Below are 17,441 nucleotides of genomic sequence, written 5' to 3' on the forward strand. Positions count from 1 at the left end.
GATCTTGGCTTTGACTGCACTCTACGCTGCCTGATGAGATCCTGATTACCCGACTACCCCGCTGTCGTCACTCGCCTATACCCACTGTCACCTAATAGTTGCCATTAAAGTTGAAGCATTTGAGCGCTTCGTCAATCTCAATGCTATTGCCTTGGGGCTATTGCAAGTACTCGCTTTAGAACTGCCTAACGTGGTTTGGGTACATTTTCCGCAATGGTTTCGGACGCTGCCAAAACATGGGTTGCCCAGCGAGCAAATTGTTCGAATGGCGCTTCAGCATCTACAACCGGTGGTTTTATCAAAACGTAGGCCCAATCTACTTCTGGCTAAATTACTCGCTGCCAAAATTCAGCCCCCTGAACCCCAACAACAGATACCTTTGGCCGCATAATTCTTCAACAGAAACTTAGGACTGTCTAGCTTCTAGGAATACAATCTTCCTATTAGCTCAGCCCCGCTGGAATCTCCTCAGGGACTGTCCAAAAATAAATGGTTCTTCCATCTACTTCAACAACTTTCTCCGGCTCCCAATCTCCCATATCAAAAGCGTGGGAGACAATTCTGGTTCCTGGCTGAAGATCTTCTAGAAGCTTGGGTCGCAGGCTCAAGTTTACGTCCGGCAGCAAGTATAGCGTTACCACACTGGCATCGCTAATGTCTGTCTCAAACAGATCTTGCTGAATGAATTCAACGCGATCGCCCACACCCGCTTGGTCAGCATTTTCTCTAGCTTCTTGAACCAGTGCCGGATCAATATCTACGCCTACGCCCCGAATATCGTAGTTTTGAGCCGCCGAAATCACGATCCGACCATCTCCGCTACCCAAATCATAAACCACATCGCCGTCGCTGACGTTAGCCAATCGCAGCATTTCGTCCACTACGGGCTGTGGCGTTGGCACATAAGGCACATCGCGATCAACAGCTTCAGTCTGATTAGTCGGATCAAGCGTGGCCTCAGGAGAGGCTTGAGAGATTGGTTCTGAGCTACTTTCGCCAACCACTGTTTGAGGCTGACAGCCTGCAATTCCCAGCCCTACCAAGCTAACCCCTGCAATAAGAGGCATGAGCATTCGCTGTAATAAGTTCATTGTTTCCATTTTTTCTCCTTTTGATTGTGATTGTTTTTCTTGATAAACAGGCTAACTTATCGCCTACTTATTTCTGGTTAGTGACGATTGTTGGAAGTGACGATTCCATAGCAGCAACGGCAGTCCGCAGCCTAAGACGGCTAGACCAACCACCGCGCCCCATCCTGTGTAGGCAATGCTTGAGTAGAGCAAATAGCCACAAACTCCGCAAAAAGCCAGCGGCAGAACCGGATAGAGGGGAACTTTGAAGGGCCGATAAATCTGGGGTTCTTGTGATCGCAGCACCAGTAGAGAAATACCCGTTAGCAAAAAGAAGAACCAGAATATGGGTGCTGTGTAGTCCACCATGGTTCCAAATCCCCCACGGGTGAGCGTTCCTAGCCCAATTAAGGCTAGCGTGATAGCACCCTGTACCAGCAAGGCTGAGATGGAGGTGCCGAGTCGAGGTTGCCAATGGCCCAACGCACTGAACAGGGGAAAGTCTTGCCCTAGAGCGTAGTTTGTTCTAGCACCTGTCAGGATCGTGGCGTTGATGGCACCCAGCGTTGAAACGGCAATGAGCAAGCTCACGAAAATTGCGCCCGCCTCGCCAACTGCCTGCCGCAGCAGATCGGCGGCGATCGCCTCTGATTGGGCCATGCCAGCTAGCCCTAAGCCATTCAAATAAGCCAGGTTGATCGCTCCATAGATGAGCGTAATAATGCCAACGCTCCAACAGAGCGATCGCACTATATTGCGCTGGTAATGACGAATCTCGGCTGAAATGTAGGCCGCTTCGCTCCACCCCCCATAGGAGAGCAGCACGAACAGCATGGCTAGGCCCCACGATCTGCTAGGGTTAGCGGCAGTCGCTTCAGCGGGAACAGCCGTTTCGAGTTCAAGTCCAGCAGTCGTCGCAGCTAAGCCAATGGCAACAACTGCTAAGAGACCCAGTACTTTAGCGACTGTGAGCCAGTTCTGAATTTGTTTTCCTTGCTTTAGACCCAAAAGGTTGAGAGCCGTTAGCAAAACAACCGCTAGCGCAGCATAAACCGAAGCAGCAGGGAAAGATGAACCCGTCCCCAATCGCCAGAACTGAGCGGCATAATCACCAAACACAAACGCCAGCAGCGCAATCGATCCGGTTTGAACAACCGTCATCCGTGCCCAGGCGAACAGAAAGGCAACATTCTCTCCAAAAGCACGCAGTAAGTAGTAGTAATTACCGCCTGCATGGGGATAGGTCGTGGCTAGCTCGGCGTAGCACAGCGCCCCAATAAGAGAAACGAGCCCTCCGGCCAACCAAGTTAGCAACAGGGCAAACCCGTTTTCCACGTTGGCCGCTACCAGAGCCGGGGTTTCAAAAATTCCAGCGCCGATGACCAACCCGACAATAATCGACACGGCCTCTATGAGCGTAATGGTAGATTTTGTCTTGGTTTTTGGCGTTACCGTTTTCGGTAGCGCTGCAGGTTGTTCAAGGACGCTGTTATTTCTAGATGGGCTCATGGTTTGTTCTTCAATAGACCTCTTGCATAATAGATTTAATGGTATTATTAAAGGTTTTGCCGAATTCCTTTAATATCTGCCCTTTAACTAGGGCCATCCAAACAGTGCAGGCAAAGGCCCTTTTATTTAAAACCCGTTAGCATATCACAAAAGTAATTATGCAAGAGGTCTAATTTGTTCTTCAGCTGGCTCTCATGGAACTTTCCGGTTCATGACTTATTGTAAAAAACTTATTGTAAAAAACAAATATGATCTAAAAGTGATATGAGCCAGGGGCGATCACAGCATCAGCACAGTCATCGTCTGCTCTACGCAGAAGAACACATCTTTTAGAAAAGTCGAGTATTCTTCACTTTACGAGCAGCTAGTGCTGAGACTTTAAACCAGAACAGAGCCAAGCTCATGCATAGAAGGAAAAGCACCCAACTGCTGCATCGTTTTGAGATCGCTGGTTTCACTCCAAACTTCTTGAATCTGATCATTTTCCAAGCGCATTATGAAGACGCCACTTTCCATAATGCGTTGATTCGTCGAGTCAATTTCAGAAATCCCGCCTTTGTAGGTAGCATAGCCAGAGTAACGAACAACAATCTTCTCGCCTTCTGCAATAACGTCATGTACCATCCATACCTGATTGGAAAACATCATTCGATACCGCTGCAGCCATCTAACAAATGAGTTACGCCCTTGCAGTCCGAGGTCGCCACCCTGACCGTAAAAGGTGATATACGGACCAATGAGATCTTCAACTGTATTTAAGTCGCCCTGCTCAAGAATTTCTCTAAACCAGCGTTTAAGCAATTTTTTCTGTTCTTGTGTTGGCATGGGTTCTTCCTCCTGTCAGGTGACTTGCTACCGTTGTACTAACCATTTAATGTCTAGCTTCGCCAAAAAATGTGATTTAAAAGTGATAAACGAGTTCAGAATTGCACTGATCGGGCAATGTATAGATCGCGGGTAAATATCTAGATCGAGGGCAAAGATCCGACAAGCGCTCATAGTTTTGATAGTGGGGATGAGGCTACTTATGCAACAAAGCTAGCTGAATTTGAAAAGTCGAGCCCTTATGCTCAACGCTTGTCACCCGAATTTGACCGCCGTGGGCCTGAACAACCTGCTGGGCCAGCGACAGCCCTAGACCAAATCCACCTTTGTCTCGCGTACGCTGAGTATCCACTCGGTAGAAGCGATCAAAAACACAGGGCAGATCCTTCTCAGAAATACCAATACCGGTATCGACAACCTGCACAATTGCCCAGCTTGAATGGGTTTCTAAGCGTAGCCACACTGTTCCACCTACGGCTGTATATTTGTAGGCGTTGCTCAATAAGTTTTTGACTGCTTGTTTCAACAGATCTGGGTCGCCCAAAACTTTAATATATTGTTCAGGAATATGAACAATATATTTGATCTTCTGGGCAGCGGCCAGAGCGACATAATCGGCTGCTAACTCGCTCAAAAAAATGTTGAGATTTATAGGCTTAAGCAGATCTGGCGCTAAGCGTCCCTGGTGTCGCGCCAGCATGAGCAGGTTGTTCACCAAAACATTCATTGATTGAGTGCTGTCAATAATGTTTTCTAACGAGGGCTGAATCTCAGGATAGTCAGCCGCCAGCAGCTGGGCGACTTGGGCGTTGGTAAGGCTGGCAGAGAGGGGCGATCGCAGCTCATGTGAGGCATCGGCTGTGAATCGTTGCAGTTGCATATAGGCTGCTCGAATAGGCTGCATGGCAATTCCACCAAGATACCATCCTATAAACCCGATTAGGACTAACGTGACTAGCACGCTCAGGGTCAGCGCTAGCTGAAACTGCCTGAGGTCAGCTTGAATATCGCCGAGTGGAATAGCAACCTGAAGGTAGCCAATCAGCTCATTTCCCTCTTGCACAGGCAGCGTTACCTGCCGAAGCCATATTTTTTCTGTGCTCAACGATTCTCTCGTTTTAACTGTACGAAAACCAGAAGGAATCATCAGCGGATCGGCAGGTGGAGTGCCAAAAAAACGCTTAAGCTGCTTTTTGGAATCATACCAGCGGACATAGACAAGCTCAGTCCCTAGTGGCCGCAAACCGCTGCCTAGCAGAGGCACGTTGCCTAAATCCACCTGAGGCTTACCTTCAGACAAATCATATTGCATGCTGGCTGCCATTATTCTGGTCTTTTTGTACAGCAGCCGATCGGTCGCTTCTAGTCTATCTTCGGTTCGCAGATAGTAAGTTGTTCCAGCAAACAAAATCAGAATGCTTCCCATCGAGAGCGTAAACCAACGGGCCAAATTGCGGCGACTGCGATTAAACATTCAGCATTGCGTAGCGATTTTATCGGGTGGATTGAGCCGATACCCCATACCGTAGATCGTTTCAATCCAATCCGCCGCGCCCACCTTTTGCAAGCGCTTGCGGAGCTTACGGATCAATACAGTAATCGCATTGCTCTCTGGTTCTGTGCCCCATTCCCATACCGCCTGCTCAATTTGATCGCGGGTCAGCACCTGCCGAGGGTGCCGCATGAAATATTCTAAAAGCTGAAACTCACGGCTAGAGAGCGTAGAGACGATACCCTGTCGCTCTACTGCTATGGTATCGAGATGTAGATGCAGATCTTCTAGACAAAGAGAGTCCCCTTGCCAAAGAGGCGATCGCCGCTGCAATGCCCGCACTCTTGCCATAAATTCAACAATATCAATGGGTTTTACGAGATAGTCGTCTGCGCCTGCATCTAGTCCGGCGACCTTATCAGGCGTCGTATCTTTTGCAGTAATCATCAGCACGGGCGCAGCTTTCCCCAAGGCTCGGTAGTGCTGACAAAGCCTTAATCCACTCATGCAAGGCAGCATCCAGTCCAAAATCAGCAAGTCATACTCCTTTTCTGAGAGCAGCCATCGGGCCGTTTCTCCATCTCCCACTCCATCTACCGTGTGACCTGCTTGGCATAATACGGTCTGCAATGGCATGAGCTGCCTCTTGTCGTCTTCCACAAGCAAGATCTTCATCGCCTTCAAGCTGCGCTATATCTTGACTGAAGCATAATAGGAAATTGTTGGCTGCTCAACGTCTGCCGCCAGTTAGATATCAAACGCCACAGACTACCTTAGAGTTGAGTACAGGTTGAAAATGTTTCGACAGCAGGGCATAGCCATGTCACGAATTAGCAAACACTGGCTACAGAATATAGATCTGAAGTTTTGGCTACCCCTTCCACTCTTGGCGCTGTTTTTTTGGTTTAGCTGTAGCCTGATAGCCGCTCAGGTGCTCAGTCGCCCTCGTGAGACCAAAGACAAGCTTCAGGCCGATGCTCAGCTTGAGATACATATGGCAGCCAATGTTATGAGAATCGAAGCGACCATCGACCAGTCAGCGCAAATGGCTAAAGTTGAGGTGCAAGCCACAGATTCGATTCTTAAAAAGCTGGAATTTGAATTTCCGATTACGGATGTGAGTCAGGTAGAAGGTGCGATCGCTCAAGAACTAGCGTTACCAATTCAAGATGTCAGACAGCTAGTGCGCTACGAAATCGTAGATTGAGAAACCAGCACCCTTTTATCATCTACCTTTTGTCACCTATAGAACCTATTTGAGATCTAACGAGAGTGCAACACTCAAGTTAAGCATTTATACTCACTGCAAAAGTGGGATGCACCCCAAAATGCGACTGGCTGGGAGCATTAAACGTGACTCGGTTGGATTTGTTGGCACCGGCCACTGGCATTGACTTGTCCACTCAGTTGTCAAAGATAATTCCTGTACCGTTTGCAGAATGTGTCTACTCCAGTCTGATAGTTAGTACGGACACTCACTACAGTATACAAATCATCGTCTTCTCACCATCTATGCCACAAATAGGAAAATAAATCAATGCCTCTCAATTCACGACTCGGCTTCGGTTTGGCTTTAAGCCTTGTAGCCACGCTCAGCGCTCCTGTTATAGTGTCAGCTATTTCCCATAGAAGCAGCGAAAATCCTACGGGCAATAATAGCTTGATGGTGAAAACAGTAGGAAATTGGCAAACAACACCCACCGAGACTATCGCCGCCGCAGCATATCTAGTGAGCTTGAGTGAGGACGGTCAGCGACTAGCGGCGCTGACCGACGACGGCGCGAGCTTTGAGGTATGGAATACTCAGACTAACTCTCTGCTTTTAACCGCTACAGCCGATGAGCCAAATAGTGGCTTTAGCATAGTGGCCATTAGCAAAGATGGCACCCAAGTAGCGGCTATTAAGTTCACATCGACAACGGGCGAGCAACGGCTAATCGTACAAGCGATTGAAGACGGGCGGGTACTGCTAAACAAACCTCTAAACCCGCCTCAACTTCCACCGCCTAAAAAAGATTACATCACACAGCCATATGCCACTGATATTGTCTTTAGCCCCGATGGTAAACAGGTCATTACCCAATTTGCGCTAAGTACGAAGCTCTCGTCTGAACCTTTTGGAAGCACGATATATAACAGTATTAGCTTCCACGATATTAAGACGGGTGAAGTCGCCCAATCTATAGACCTACTGGGCGTAGATGACAAAGTCCCAGTAGGATATATGGTTAGCCCTGACGGCAGTCTTTTAGCCAGCCTTAGCTCTGACTTCAGCAACCTCACCATCTCAGATCTCGGCATCATAACGCGCGTCACTATATGGCAACGAAACCAAGACAATCGCTTCGACTATTTGACAACGCTGCCGATATCTGAAGACGGATTTGCCGTTTTCGACGCAGCCTTTACGACCAGCAATCAGTTGAACTTGATTACCACCAGTAGCTTGTCAAACCTGCTTGCGAACCCGATGGCGGGCAAACCTAGTCAGATTTCCCTCGAAACCTGGAACCCTCAAACAGCAACACGGGTTTCGAGTACGATATTACCGACGGAGAACTGTATCGGCCCAGACAACGTTTTGCTTAGCCCAGATGGTACGGGCTACTATTCTAGCTATCCTGACGCTGGAACCTGCTTAGGCAATGTTAAAACGGGAGAATTTCAAAAGCTACCCGATCAACCTTTCACCTTTAATTCAATGGTCAAATTCAGCGGCAATGGAAACCGTTTAGCTATTTCTAATTCAGCTGATTCCATCGGTCAAAACGTTCAGATATTTTCTAAGTCTCAAAACTAACTTTCAACCTGCATAAAATAGGATAACTCTTCCAATGTCTCTTACTTCAAGACTGAGTCTCGGTTTGGTTTTAAGCCTCATGACTGGACTCAGCGCTCCTATGATTGCGCCTGCTTTTTTGGGTAACGTTTCTAAAAGCACCAGCTTCGCGAGTTCTCTGGCCCAAGCTCAAACGGCTCAAGCTCAAACGGCTCAAGCTCAAATGCCTTCCTTCTCAGATGTCTCTACCGACTACTGGGCGCACGATTACATTGAAGGACTCGCTAAGTCCAATATTATCAGCGGCTTTGGTGACGGCACTTTTAGGCCCAACGATCCGGTCACCCGCGCTCAGTTCGCGGCCATTTTGCGTCAGGCATTTTTACAGTCACAGCCAACGACCGCTCAACCATTTAAAGATGTTCCTGCCAATTACTGGGCGACGGGTGCGATCGCCTCAGCCCGCTCAGCAGGTTTCCTCTCCGGCTACCCCGACAACACCTTCAAACCCAACGACCGAATTCTTCGAGTACAGGCGCTCGTCTCACTGGCCAACGGCTTAAAATATCCCGCTGGCAACCCCCAATCCCTATCCAATTACAAAGACGCTGACACCGTTCCAGCCTACGCTCGGCCTAGCGCAGCGGCAGCAGCCCAAGCGAATCTTGTCGTCAGCTATCCTGCACTCGATCAAATTTCGCCCAATCGTGCGGCGAGCCGAGCTGAAGTGGCGGCCTTTGTTTATCAGGCTTTAGTCAAGGCGGGTCGCGTCAATCCGATTGCTGTGAAGCCGGAAAGACGCTGGCAAATAACACCGACAATGACGTTTGCAGTCCAACCCTATCAAGTGAGCCTAAGTGAGAATGGTCAGCGACTAGCAGCCATAACTGGTCAAAGCATTGGTGCCCCCGGCCCAGACATTCAGGTATGGAATGCTCAAACAGGTTCGTTACTGAAAACAGTTACCACAGAGGCTCCAGATAGTGTCTTCAATGCAGTTGCTATCAGCCAAGACGGAACTAAAATAGCCTTTATCAAAACAACGCCATCAACAGGTGCGATACAGCTAACGGTGCAGACTATTGAAGATGGCAGAGTGCTGCTAACTAAGTCTTTGAACCCACCTAAAGATCAGATTCTTGAGACAAACTATCCGATAACGCCCGGTGTGCTCTACGTTGTTTTTAGTCCCGATGGTAAACAGGTGATAACTCAGGTCAGTCTAAACAGTCTAAACAGTCAAACCTATCAGTCTGACACTCTTTACAACCGTTTAGACTTTCAGGACATCGCAACGGGGAAGGTCACACAGTCTATAGATATGCCGCTTGTAGAAGGACTATACACCAAACCTATCTTGAGTCCCGATGGCAGTCTTTTAGCTACGCCTAGCGTTTCTCTCCCACGTTCTGTATACACGCTGGGTGTAGTTATATGGCGACGAAACAACAGCCGATTTGAACCCTTGACGACGCTGCCAGGCGCATTCTTTGGTGATAGAATGGCTTTTACCAAAAGTAATTTATTCACCACAACTACGAGCGGAAGTTACGACACTTGGAACCCTCAAACCGGCGAACGAGTTCAAAGCAATGGGTTACCTAGGGAGGAATGTATTCAGGACGGGGATGTTCTTCCTAGTCCAGACGGAGCTTCTTACTTCTCAAATTACATTAACCGGGGAGCCTGCTTTGGCAACATTCAAACGGGAGAGTTCCAAAGAAATTTTGGTGGATCGTCGCTTATTGAGACCGGCTTCTTTAGTGGTGATGGAGACTCTATAGCACTTATGGGCGATCGCGAAATTCGGATATTTACGAAAGCTGCGCCTTAGATTATTTGGAGATCGCACCCCTAAATTCACAGTCTCCTATCAATTAGGCAACTACCCAAAATGTCTCTTACTTCACGATTCGGCATCAGCCTAACTTTCGGCCTTCTCCTCAGTCTCAGTACGCCTTTTATCATCCCAGCAATCTCCCATAACAGCCGCTTTGCCACGGCTCAGGCTCAAACTCAACCCACGGCTTTCTCAGACGTACCGGCTGACTACTGGGCGCACGATTATATTGCAGGACTTGCTAAGTCCAACATTATTAGCGGCTTTGGTGACGGTACTTTCAGGCCAAACGAGCCGGTTACTCGCGCTCAGTTCGCAGCTATTTTGCGTCAGGCGTTCTTAACCTCGCAGCCTACCACGGCTCAAGCGTTTAAGGATGTGTCTGATGATTACTGGGCAAAGGGTGCGATCTCCTCAGCCCGCTCAGCCGGTTTCCTCTCCGGCTACCCCGACAACACTTTCAAGCCTAATGACCGAATTCTTCGAGTACAGGCGCTGGTTTCACTGGCTAATGGCTTAAAATATCCCACTGGCAACCCGCAATCCTTATCCAGTTACAAAGATGCCGATATCGTTCCCACTTATGCCCGACCGAGCACAGCGGCAGCCGCCCAAGCGAATCTGATTGTTAGCTATCCTGCGCCCGATCAAATTTCGCCCAATCGTGCGGCGAGTCGAGCTGAAGTAGCGGCTTTTGTTTATCAAGCTTTAGCTAAAGCGGGTCGCGTTGCTCCTATCGCTCTAAAACCGGAGAGACGCTGGCAAATAACGCCGACAACGACAATTGCAGTCCAAGCCTATCGAATGAGTCTGAGCCGGAACGGGCAGAGCCTAGCAGTCATAGTCAACTCAGATCCAGAAATTCAGGTGTGGAACACTCAGACGGGTTCGCTACTGAGAACACTTACCGCAGAGGCTTCAGATAGTGTCTTTAATGCAGTTGCTATTAGCCAGGACGGGACTAAAATAGCCTTTATTAAAACAACGCTGCCAACGGGTGTGCCACAGCTAACCGTACAGACTGTTGATGATGGCAAAGTGCTGCTAACCCAATCTTTAACCCCGCCAAAAAGCCAGATTCTTAAAACATACTATCCAACAGATCTTGGTACGCTTGACGTTGCTTTTAGCCCTGATGGTAAACGGGTAATGACTCAAGTAAGCCTGAGAAGTCAAAATTATCGGGACGGCACTGTTTATAATCGTCTAAATTTCCACGACATTGCAACCGGCGAATTCACCCAATCTATAAATTTAATAGGTATAGAAAATGCAGGCATCGTCAACTCTACGTTTAGCCCTGATGGTAGCCTGTTGGCGAGAGTGAGCTATGCCGATGGTACTTCTAGCAGCCAGACGGCTGTAGATATGTGGCAACGAAACAAAGACAATCGCTTTGATTATCTGACGGCGCTGCCAGTGACTAAAGACGGGACTTCCATTAATAGCGTAGGGTTTACTGACAGTAATTTATTGAACTTGACTACGTATAGATCTTATAAGGATCGCCTCGATACCTGGAATCCTCAAACAGGTGAACAAGTGCAAAGCACCCTGCTACCCGATGAAGACTGTATCACTGCTACACCGGCTGCTGTGGCTAGTCCAGATGGAACTTCTTACTTCTCAACTTATCCTGGCCTGGGGATCTGCCTGGGCAATATTCAAACGGGCGAGTTTCAAAGAAATTTAGATGAATTGTCGGTTGGCTTTGAGATAGGTGTCTTTAGCGGCGATGGAGATGTTTTAGCGGCTGTTAGCGATCTCGAAATTCGCATATTTACGAAAGCTGCGCCTTAGATTATTTTGCGATCGCACCCCAAATCTACAGTCTTCTATCAATCAGGAAATCACTATAAATGTCTTTTACTTCACGACTCGGCATCGGTTTAACCTTTGGTCTCCTCCTCAGCCTAAGCACGCCTTTCATCATCCCAGCAATCTCTCATAACAGCCGCCTTGCTACGGCTCAAGCCCAAACTCAACCCACCGCTTTCTCAGATGTTCCGGCTAACTATTGGGCGCGAGACTATATTGCGGGTCTAACCAAGCTCAACATTATCAGTGGCTTTGGTGATGGTACTTTTCGCCCGAACGATCCGGTTACTCGCGCTCAGTTCGCAGCTATTTTGCGTCAGGCGTTCTTAAAGTCGCAGCCAACGACCGCTCAATCTTTTAAGGATGTGCCTGCTGGTTACTGGGCTACGGATGCGATCGCCGCATCCCGCTCAGCCGGTTTCCTCTCTGGCTACCCTGGCAACACTTTCAAACCCAACGACCGAATTCTCCGAGTACAGGCGCTCGTCTCACTGGCTAACGGCTTGAAATATCCCACCGGCAACCCGCAATCCCTGTCTAATTACAAAGACGCTGGCACTGTTCCCGACTACGCTCGACCTAGCACCGCTGCCGCCGCCCAAGCGAATCTTGTTGTTAGCTATCCTACGCCCGATCAAATTTTGCCCAATCGTGCGGCGAGTCGAGCTGAAGTGGCGGCTTTTGTTTATCAAGCGTTAGTCAAGGCGGGTCGCGTTGATCCGATTGCTATGAAGCCGGAAAGACGCTGGCAAACAACGCCAATAACGACGATTGCAGCCCAAGCTTCTGCTGTGAGCCTGAGTAGGGATGGCCAGCGAATAGCGGCCATAGCCGGTGATAACCTCTTTGAGCTGAAAACTCAAGTATGGAACACTCAGACAGGTGCGCTGCTGAAAACATTTATGGCACAGGAGGATTATAGGATTCCTTTTGCAGTTGATATTAGCCAGGACGGGACTAAAGTGGCATTTATCACATCAACACTTTATACGAGTGACTTACAGCTAACGGTGCAAGATGTCGAAAACGGAAGCCTGCTGCTAACCAAATCTTTGAACCCATCTGAAAACCAGTTTCCTAAACCAAACCCAAACGCTTCGACAGGGCGTGGGGTGTCTGGCCTTGCCATTAGCCCCGATGGTAAACAGGTGATTACTCAAGTTAATCTGCAAGTCTATGGAGCTGACACGCTTTACAGCCGTCTAGACTTCCGCGATATCGCAACCGGTAAAGTCACTCAGTCTATAAATTTACTGGGCGTAGATGACAACAACTCAGTAGGGTTTGTAGTTAGCCCTGACGGCAATCTAATCGCTAGCCTCAGCACCGACTATAGAAATAACAACATCTGGAATCTTGGCATAGTAACGCGCGTAACTATATGGCAACGAAATAAAGACAATCGCTTCGATTATTTAACAACGTTGCCAATCTCTAATGACGAGCAGGCTGTTTTTAACGTAGCTTTTACAAACAGCAATTTGTTGAACTTGACTGCCACCAGCAGCCTGACAGAACTGATTGCCGAAAGACCCAGCGAGACTCGCCTCGAAACCTGGAACCCCAGAACCGCAGAACGAGTTTCGAGTACGGTACTGCCGATGGAGACCTGTATCAAACCTAGCCGCGTTGCCCTAAGCCCAGACGGGACAAGCTACTACTCCAGTTCCCCTATCATGCAAAGCCCATACGATACATACCTTTCTATCGGTACCGAACCCAACACTGAAACTTGCTCAGGTGATATCAAAACGGGCGCGTTTCAAAAGCTACCTGCTCAGCCTTTCGCCTATCAAGCATTCGAGTTTAGCAGTGATGAAAATTATTCAGCTATAGCCACTGTGTCTAAGTTCGGCAGCTCGGACATTCAGATATTTTCTAAGTCTCAAAACTAACGTTCAATTTTCCTAAAATAGGACAACTTTTCGAATGTCTCTTACTTCAAAATTGGTTTTCGGCCTAGTTTTAAGCCTCACCGCTGGACTCAGCGCCTCTCTAATTGCGCCCGCTATCTTGAGTAACGTTTCTACAAACAACAGCTTCGCGAGTTCTTTCGCTCAAGCTCAAACGGCTCAAGCCCAGACGCCTCCGACTCAAACGCTTTCTTTCTCAGATGTCTCTGCCGACTACTGGGCACATGATTACATTGAAGGACTTGCTAAGTCGAATATTATCAGCGGCTTTGGCGATGGTACTTTCAGGCCCAACGACCCGGTTACTCGCGCTCAGTTCGCCGCTATTTTGCGTCAGGCGTTCTTAACCTCGCAGCCTACCACCGCTCAAGCGTTTAAGGATGTGCCTGCTGGTTATTGGGCAACGGGTGCGATCGCCGCAGCCCGCTCAGCAGGCTTCCTCTCCGGCTACCCCGACAACACCTTCAAACCCAACGACCGAATTCTCCGAGTACAGGCGCTCGTCTCACTTGCTAACGGCTTAAAATATCCCGCTGGCAACCCACAATCCCTATCCAGTTATAAAGACGCTGACACCGTTCCAGCCTACGCTCGACCTAGCACCGCCGCCGCCGCCCAAGCGAATCTGATCGTCAGCTATCCTGCGCCCGACCAAATTTCGCCCAATCGTTCGGCGAGTCGTGCTGAAGTGGCGGCCTTTGTCTATCAAGCTTTAGTCAAGGCTGGTCGCGCTAATCCGATTGCTGTGAAACCAGAAAGACGCTGGCAAATAACCCCGATGACGACGATTGCAGCCGAAGTAGACCGGATGAGTTTGAGTGAAAACGGCCAGCGACTAGCAGCCATAACCGACTTCGGCCAAAACATCAAGATATGGAATACTCAGACCGGTTCGCTACTGAGAACAGTGATACCAGAGGAGCCAGATACTGTCTTTAACGCAGTGGCTATCAGCAAAGACGGCACTAAAATAGCGGCTATTAAAAGAATATTACCAACGGGTGCGCTACAGCTAACGGTGCAGACTGTTGAAGATGGCAGAGTACTGCTAACGAAATCTCTGAACCTGCCTCCTGAAACAAGCCCCCTGATAGTACCCGGTCGGCTTGACGTTGTTTTTAGCCCGGATGGTAAGCAGGTGATGACTCAAAATAGGTTAAGTGGGTCAGATGGCACCATCTCCTATAACTATAACCGTTTAGTCTTCCAAGACATCGCAACAGGGGAGGTCACACAGGGCATAGTTGCGTGGCCCCCAGATAGAGGAAATATCGAAGCCACGTCGATGAGTCCCGATGGCAGTCTTGTCGCTATACTCAGACGACCTGCTTCAGATTCTAGCTATGCGGCGACTGTAACTATATTTCAACGAAATAACAACGGGTTCGACGCTGATTATAGTGGCTTAATAACGCTGCCGGTAGATTTATCTTCATCTACCAATATGACATTTACAAACAGTAATTTGTTGAACCTGACTACATTTAAATCCAACCAGACTGTTCTCGATACTTGGAACCCTCAAACAGGCGAAAAAGTTCAAAGCACGACGCTACCTAATGAGGAATGTCTTCAGCAAGGGGATATTCTTCCTAGCCCAGACGGAACTTCTTACTTCTCAAGTTACCCCAACCTAGGAGCCTGCCTGGGCAATATTCAAACTGGAGAGTTTCAAAGAAATCTAGATGGATTGTCAGTTGGCATTGAGAACGGTGTCTTTAGCGGCGATGGAGACTCTATAGCGGTTGCTGGCGATCGCGAAATTCGTATATTTACGAAAGTTGCTCCTTAGACAGTTAGCTGTCACACCCTCCAAACCACATTCTCTTATCAACCCAGAAATCACCAAAAATGTCTCTCACTTCACGACTCAGCATCGGTTTAGCCTTCGGTCTACTGCTCGGACTAAGTACACCTTTAATCATTCCTGAAATCTCCCATAACAGCGTCCTTACCACTGCTCAGGCCCAAACTCAACCTACGGTTTTTTCAGACGTGCCTGCTAATTACTGGGCACACGACTACATCGCCGGGCTAGCGAGACTCAACATCATCAGCGGCTTCGGTGACGGCACCTTTCATCCTAACGAATCCGTGACCCGCGCTCAGTTCGCGGCCATTTTGCGCAAAGCATTTTTACAATCACAGCCAACAACCGCTCAACCTTTCACCGATGTCCCCCCAAATTACTGGGCTACCGAAGCCATCTATGCCGCGCGTTCTGCCGGCTTTCTCTCCGGCTACCCAGACAACCGATTTGCCCCTAACAACTTTATTACCCGAGAAAACGCGCTGATTTCGCTAGCCAATGGCTTAAAGTACGCTGAAGGTAGTCCAGACGCGCTGTCTGCCTATCAGGATGTCGATAGCATCTCAAACTACGCGCTCCCAGGGGTTAGGGCCGCAGCTCAGGCTAATCTTGTTGTAAACTATCCTAATCTTGATCAGATTTCTCCTTATAGACCTGCCAGCCGCGCTGATGTTGCAGCCTTTGTCTACCAGGCATTGGTCAAAGCGGGTAGAGCAGAACCGTTGGCAGCTAGCGCAATAGACCGCTGGCAGACCCAGCCTCTGGTGACACTGCCAGCACAATCGGAACAAATGAGCTTTAGCCAGACCGGTCAGCAGCTAGCAACTATCGCGATTAACCGCAACAGTTTTCAGATCTGGAATATTCAAACTGGCCAACTCATTAAAGAGATTACCGCTGCCGACCAGACCCGTTTTAGCAGCATTGCCATCAGCCACGATGGCAAACGAGTCGCGACGATTTCAGACAACCTATCGACAAACGCGACGAAGCTATCTGTATGGACGGCAGCAACGGGCGAGCAACTCTGGCAAACGTCATTAGATACGCCTCAACAGCCGGATTATCCCCTGCCCTTTGGTGGGCATCTTGTTCAAGTGGCCTTTACCCCAAATGACAGCGAAGTGGTTGCCCAACTGGTTGTCAGCACTTCGTCCAGTCGCGCTGCGAACAATCAGCTACGCTTTTATCAGGCAGCGACTGGCGAAGCTGTTCAATCGTTAGACACTGTGATCGCCGATGGCGCACGAATCGATAAAATTGCCTTCAGCCCGGATGGTCAGTTTTTCGCCAGTGCTCAACAAGGGGGTGTCGATGTGTGGCGGCGGAATAGAACCAATCGGTTTGAGTCTTTGAGAACGTTACCGGCTCCCGAAGGCTTCTCTGGGTTTTTGGATATGGTGTTCACCAACAGCGGCACCCTGAATATATCAACCCTAACTGGCCAAACCCCTTTGGCCACAGCTCGCCTCGACGTTTGGAACATTCAGACTGACGAACAGCCCAGCCGCACAGACTATACAGCTTGGGATCGCACAGATGTCCTTACCCGCCTGAGTCCTGATGGCAAATATTACTTCGTACGGGGTGATGTAGCTGGAGGTCGCCTGAATAATGTTCAAACGGGTGAGCAACAGAATCCACGCACTGACTACTCCGATACGGCAGCAGCCTTTAGCGGAGATGGAGACTATTTGGCGATCGCTAACGAGCAAAACATTTCCATATTCACTAAAACAACAAACTAAAATATAAATCGTGGTCGTTAACAACTTGTCAAGAAGCGGAGCTTTTAGCTAGACAGTTAGGGCTTGCAACTTACTTGAGTGTTGCGCTCTGACGGAAGAAAAAATGACCCACTAGGCGGAGCTTGCCAAAGCTTAGAATGCGGCAACAGAAGGTAAAACACCAGTAGATGTGGCTACCGACCTGGATAGGCGAGAAGGCAGATTTTGGGATCAATGGCAACAGATCTTTTACTTTGATGTGCGGGGTATCCTCGAAGTCTATCGGGAACCTGACCGCTCCACTTAAGTAGTAGCTGGTGACGAGATTATGAGCCAGTGGATAGGTGCTATTGCTGTGGTTGTAGTGGCGGTCAATGTACTCAAACAGGCTGCCCACATGCTCACACATCGTGCCATCCAGGATGAAGCTAAAACCCGCTGCGCTGAGTCGATGCAGTATGTTCGCTCACTACAGGCGCTGGCGCGACGATGGGTAACTGCATCCTTTACCTCCTGCTCATCACCTCAGTGAATAGTTGACGCATGGCCTCGGCGTCGCGAGGGGTGTGACCTAAATATGATGTTATATTCTCAGGAGAATCGAGAGACTGTAAAGCTTTATTTTATTGGAGTGTAGCGAATATGGGTGCATTGATAG

At 48.8% G+C, this 17,441-nt stretch carries 13 protein-coding genes; 8 read left to right on the forward strand and 5 right to left on the reverse strand.

Translation table 11 applies throughout. The features are described from left to right. Positions 1–443 precede the first annotated feature (443 nt). The 5 genes from CKL79_RS19910 to rppA all read right to left on the reverse strand — a co-directional run bounded on the left by CKL79_RS19910 (position 444) and on the right by rppA (position 5,571). Positions 444–1,067 (reverse strand): methyltransferase domain-containing protein, encoded by a 624-nt coding sequence (locus CKL79_RS19910; protein WP_240518990.1) that lies wholly within the window; start codon positions 1,065–1,067, stop codon positions 444–446. Positions 1,068–1,154: 87 nt separating this feature from the next. Next, entirely contained in the window at positions 1,155–2,579 is a 1,425-nt protein-coding gene (locus CKL79_RS19915) for an amino acid permease (RefSeq protein ID WP_121971302.1), read from the reverse strand. 378 nt (positions 2,580–2,957) lie between these two features. Then, the gene (locus CKL79_RS19920; protein ID WP_121971303.1) at positions 2,958–3,404 is read right to left on the reverse strand and encodes an ester cyclase; all 447 of its coding nucleotides are present in this window, start codon (positions 3,402–3,404) and stop codon (positions 2,958–2,960) included. A 196-nt stretch (positions 3,405–3,600) separates the two neighbouring features. Beyond that, complete coding sequence (locus CKL79_RS19925; protein ID WP_121971304.1) at positions 3,601–4,878, reverse strand: HAMP domain-containing sensor histidine kinase; 1,278 nt, start codon at positions 4,876–4,878, stop codon at positions 3,601–3,603. Further along, positions 4,879–5,571: a two-component system response regulator RppA gene (gene rppA / locus CKL79_RS19930; RefSeq protein WP_121971305.1), complete on the reverse strand. Its 693-nt coding sequence runs from the start codon at positions 5,569–5,571 to the stop codon at positions 4,879–4,881. 145 nt (positions 5,572–5,716) lie between these two features. On the opposite strand from rppA, the gene CKL79_RS19935 reads away from it, so the two are divergent. The 8 genes from CKL79_RS19935 to CKL79_RS22935 all read left to right on the forward strand — a co-directional run bounded on the left by CKL79_RS19935 (position 5,717) and on the right by CKL79_RS22935 (position 17,315). Then, positions 5,717–6,103, forward strand: a complete 387-nt coding sequence (locus CKL79_RS19935; protein ID WP_121971314.1) for a hypothetical protein — start codon at positions 5,717–5,719, stop codon at positions 6,101–6,103. Between the two features lie 456 nt (positions 6,104–6,559). Further along, positions 6,560–7,696 (forward strand): hypothetical protein, encoded by a 1,137-nt coding sequence (locus tag CKL79_RS19940; protein WP_141242253.1) that lies wholly within the window; start codon positions 6,560–6,562, stop codon positions 7,694–7,696. 100 nt (positions 7,697–7,796) lie between these two features. Next, positions 7,797–9,509, forward strand: a complete 1,713-nt coding sequence (locus tag CKL79_RS19945; RefSeq protein ID WP_121971307.1) for an S-layer homology domain-containing protein — start codon at positions 7,797–7,799, stop codon at positions 9,507–9,509. 60 nt (positions 9,510–9,569) lie between these two features. Then, entirely contained in the window at positions 9,570–11,315 is a 1,746-nt protein-coding gene (locus CKL79_RS19950) for an S-layer homology domain-containing protein (protein ID WP_121971308.1), read from the forward strand. Between the two features lie 59 nt (positions 11,316–11,374). Then, positions 11,375–13,228: an S-layer homology domain-containing protein gene (locus CKL79_RS19955; RefSeq protein WP_121971309.1), complete on the forward strand. Its 1,854-nt coding sequence runs from the start codon at positions 11,375–11,377 to the stop codon at positions 13,226–13,228. Positions 13,229–13,262: 34 nt separating this feature from the next. Further along, positions 13,263–15,038 carry an S-layer homology domain-containing protein gene (locus CKL79_RS19960; protein ID WP_121971310.1) on the forward strand — a complete coding sequence of 592 codons (1,776 nt, stop codon included), beginning with the start codon at positions 13,263–13,265 and terminating at the stop codon, positions 15,036–15,038. Positions 15,039–15,097: 59 nt separating this feature from the next. After that, on the forward strand, positions 15,098–16,804 hold the full coding sequence (locus CKL79_RS19965; RefSeq protein ID WP_121971311.1) for an S-layer homology domain-containing protein: 1,707 nt from the start codon (positions 15,098–15,100) through the stop codon (positions 16,802–16,804). Between the two features lie 307 nt (positions 16,805–17,111). Further along, on the forward strand, positions 17,112–17,315 hold the full coding sequence (locus CKL79_RS22935; RefSeq protein WP_141242254.1) for a hypothetical protein: 204 nt from the start codon (positions 17,112–17,114) through the stop codon (positions 17,313–17,315). Positions 17,316–17,441: the final 126 nt, after the last annotated feature.

This window comes from Leptolyngbya sp. BC1307 (assembly GCF_002286735.1).
GTDB lineage: Bacteria > Cyanobacteriota > Cyanobacteriia > Phormidesmidales > Phormidesmidaceae > Phormidesmis.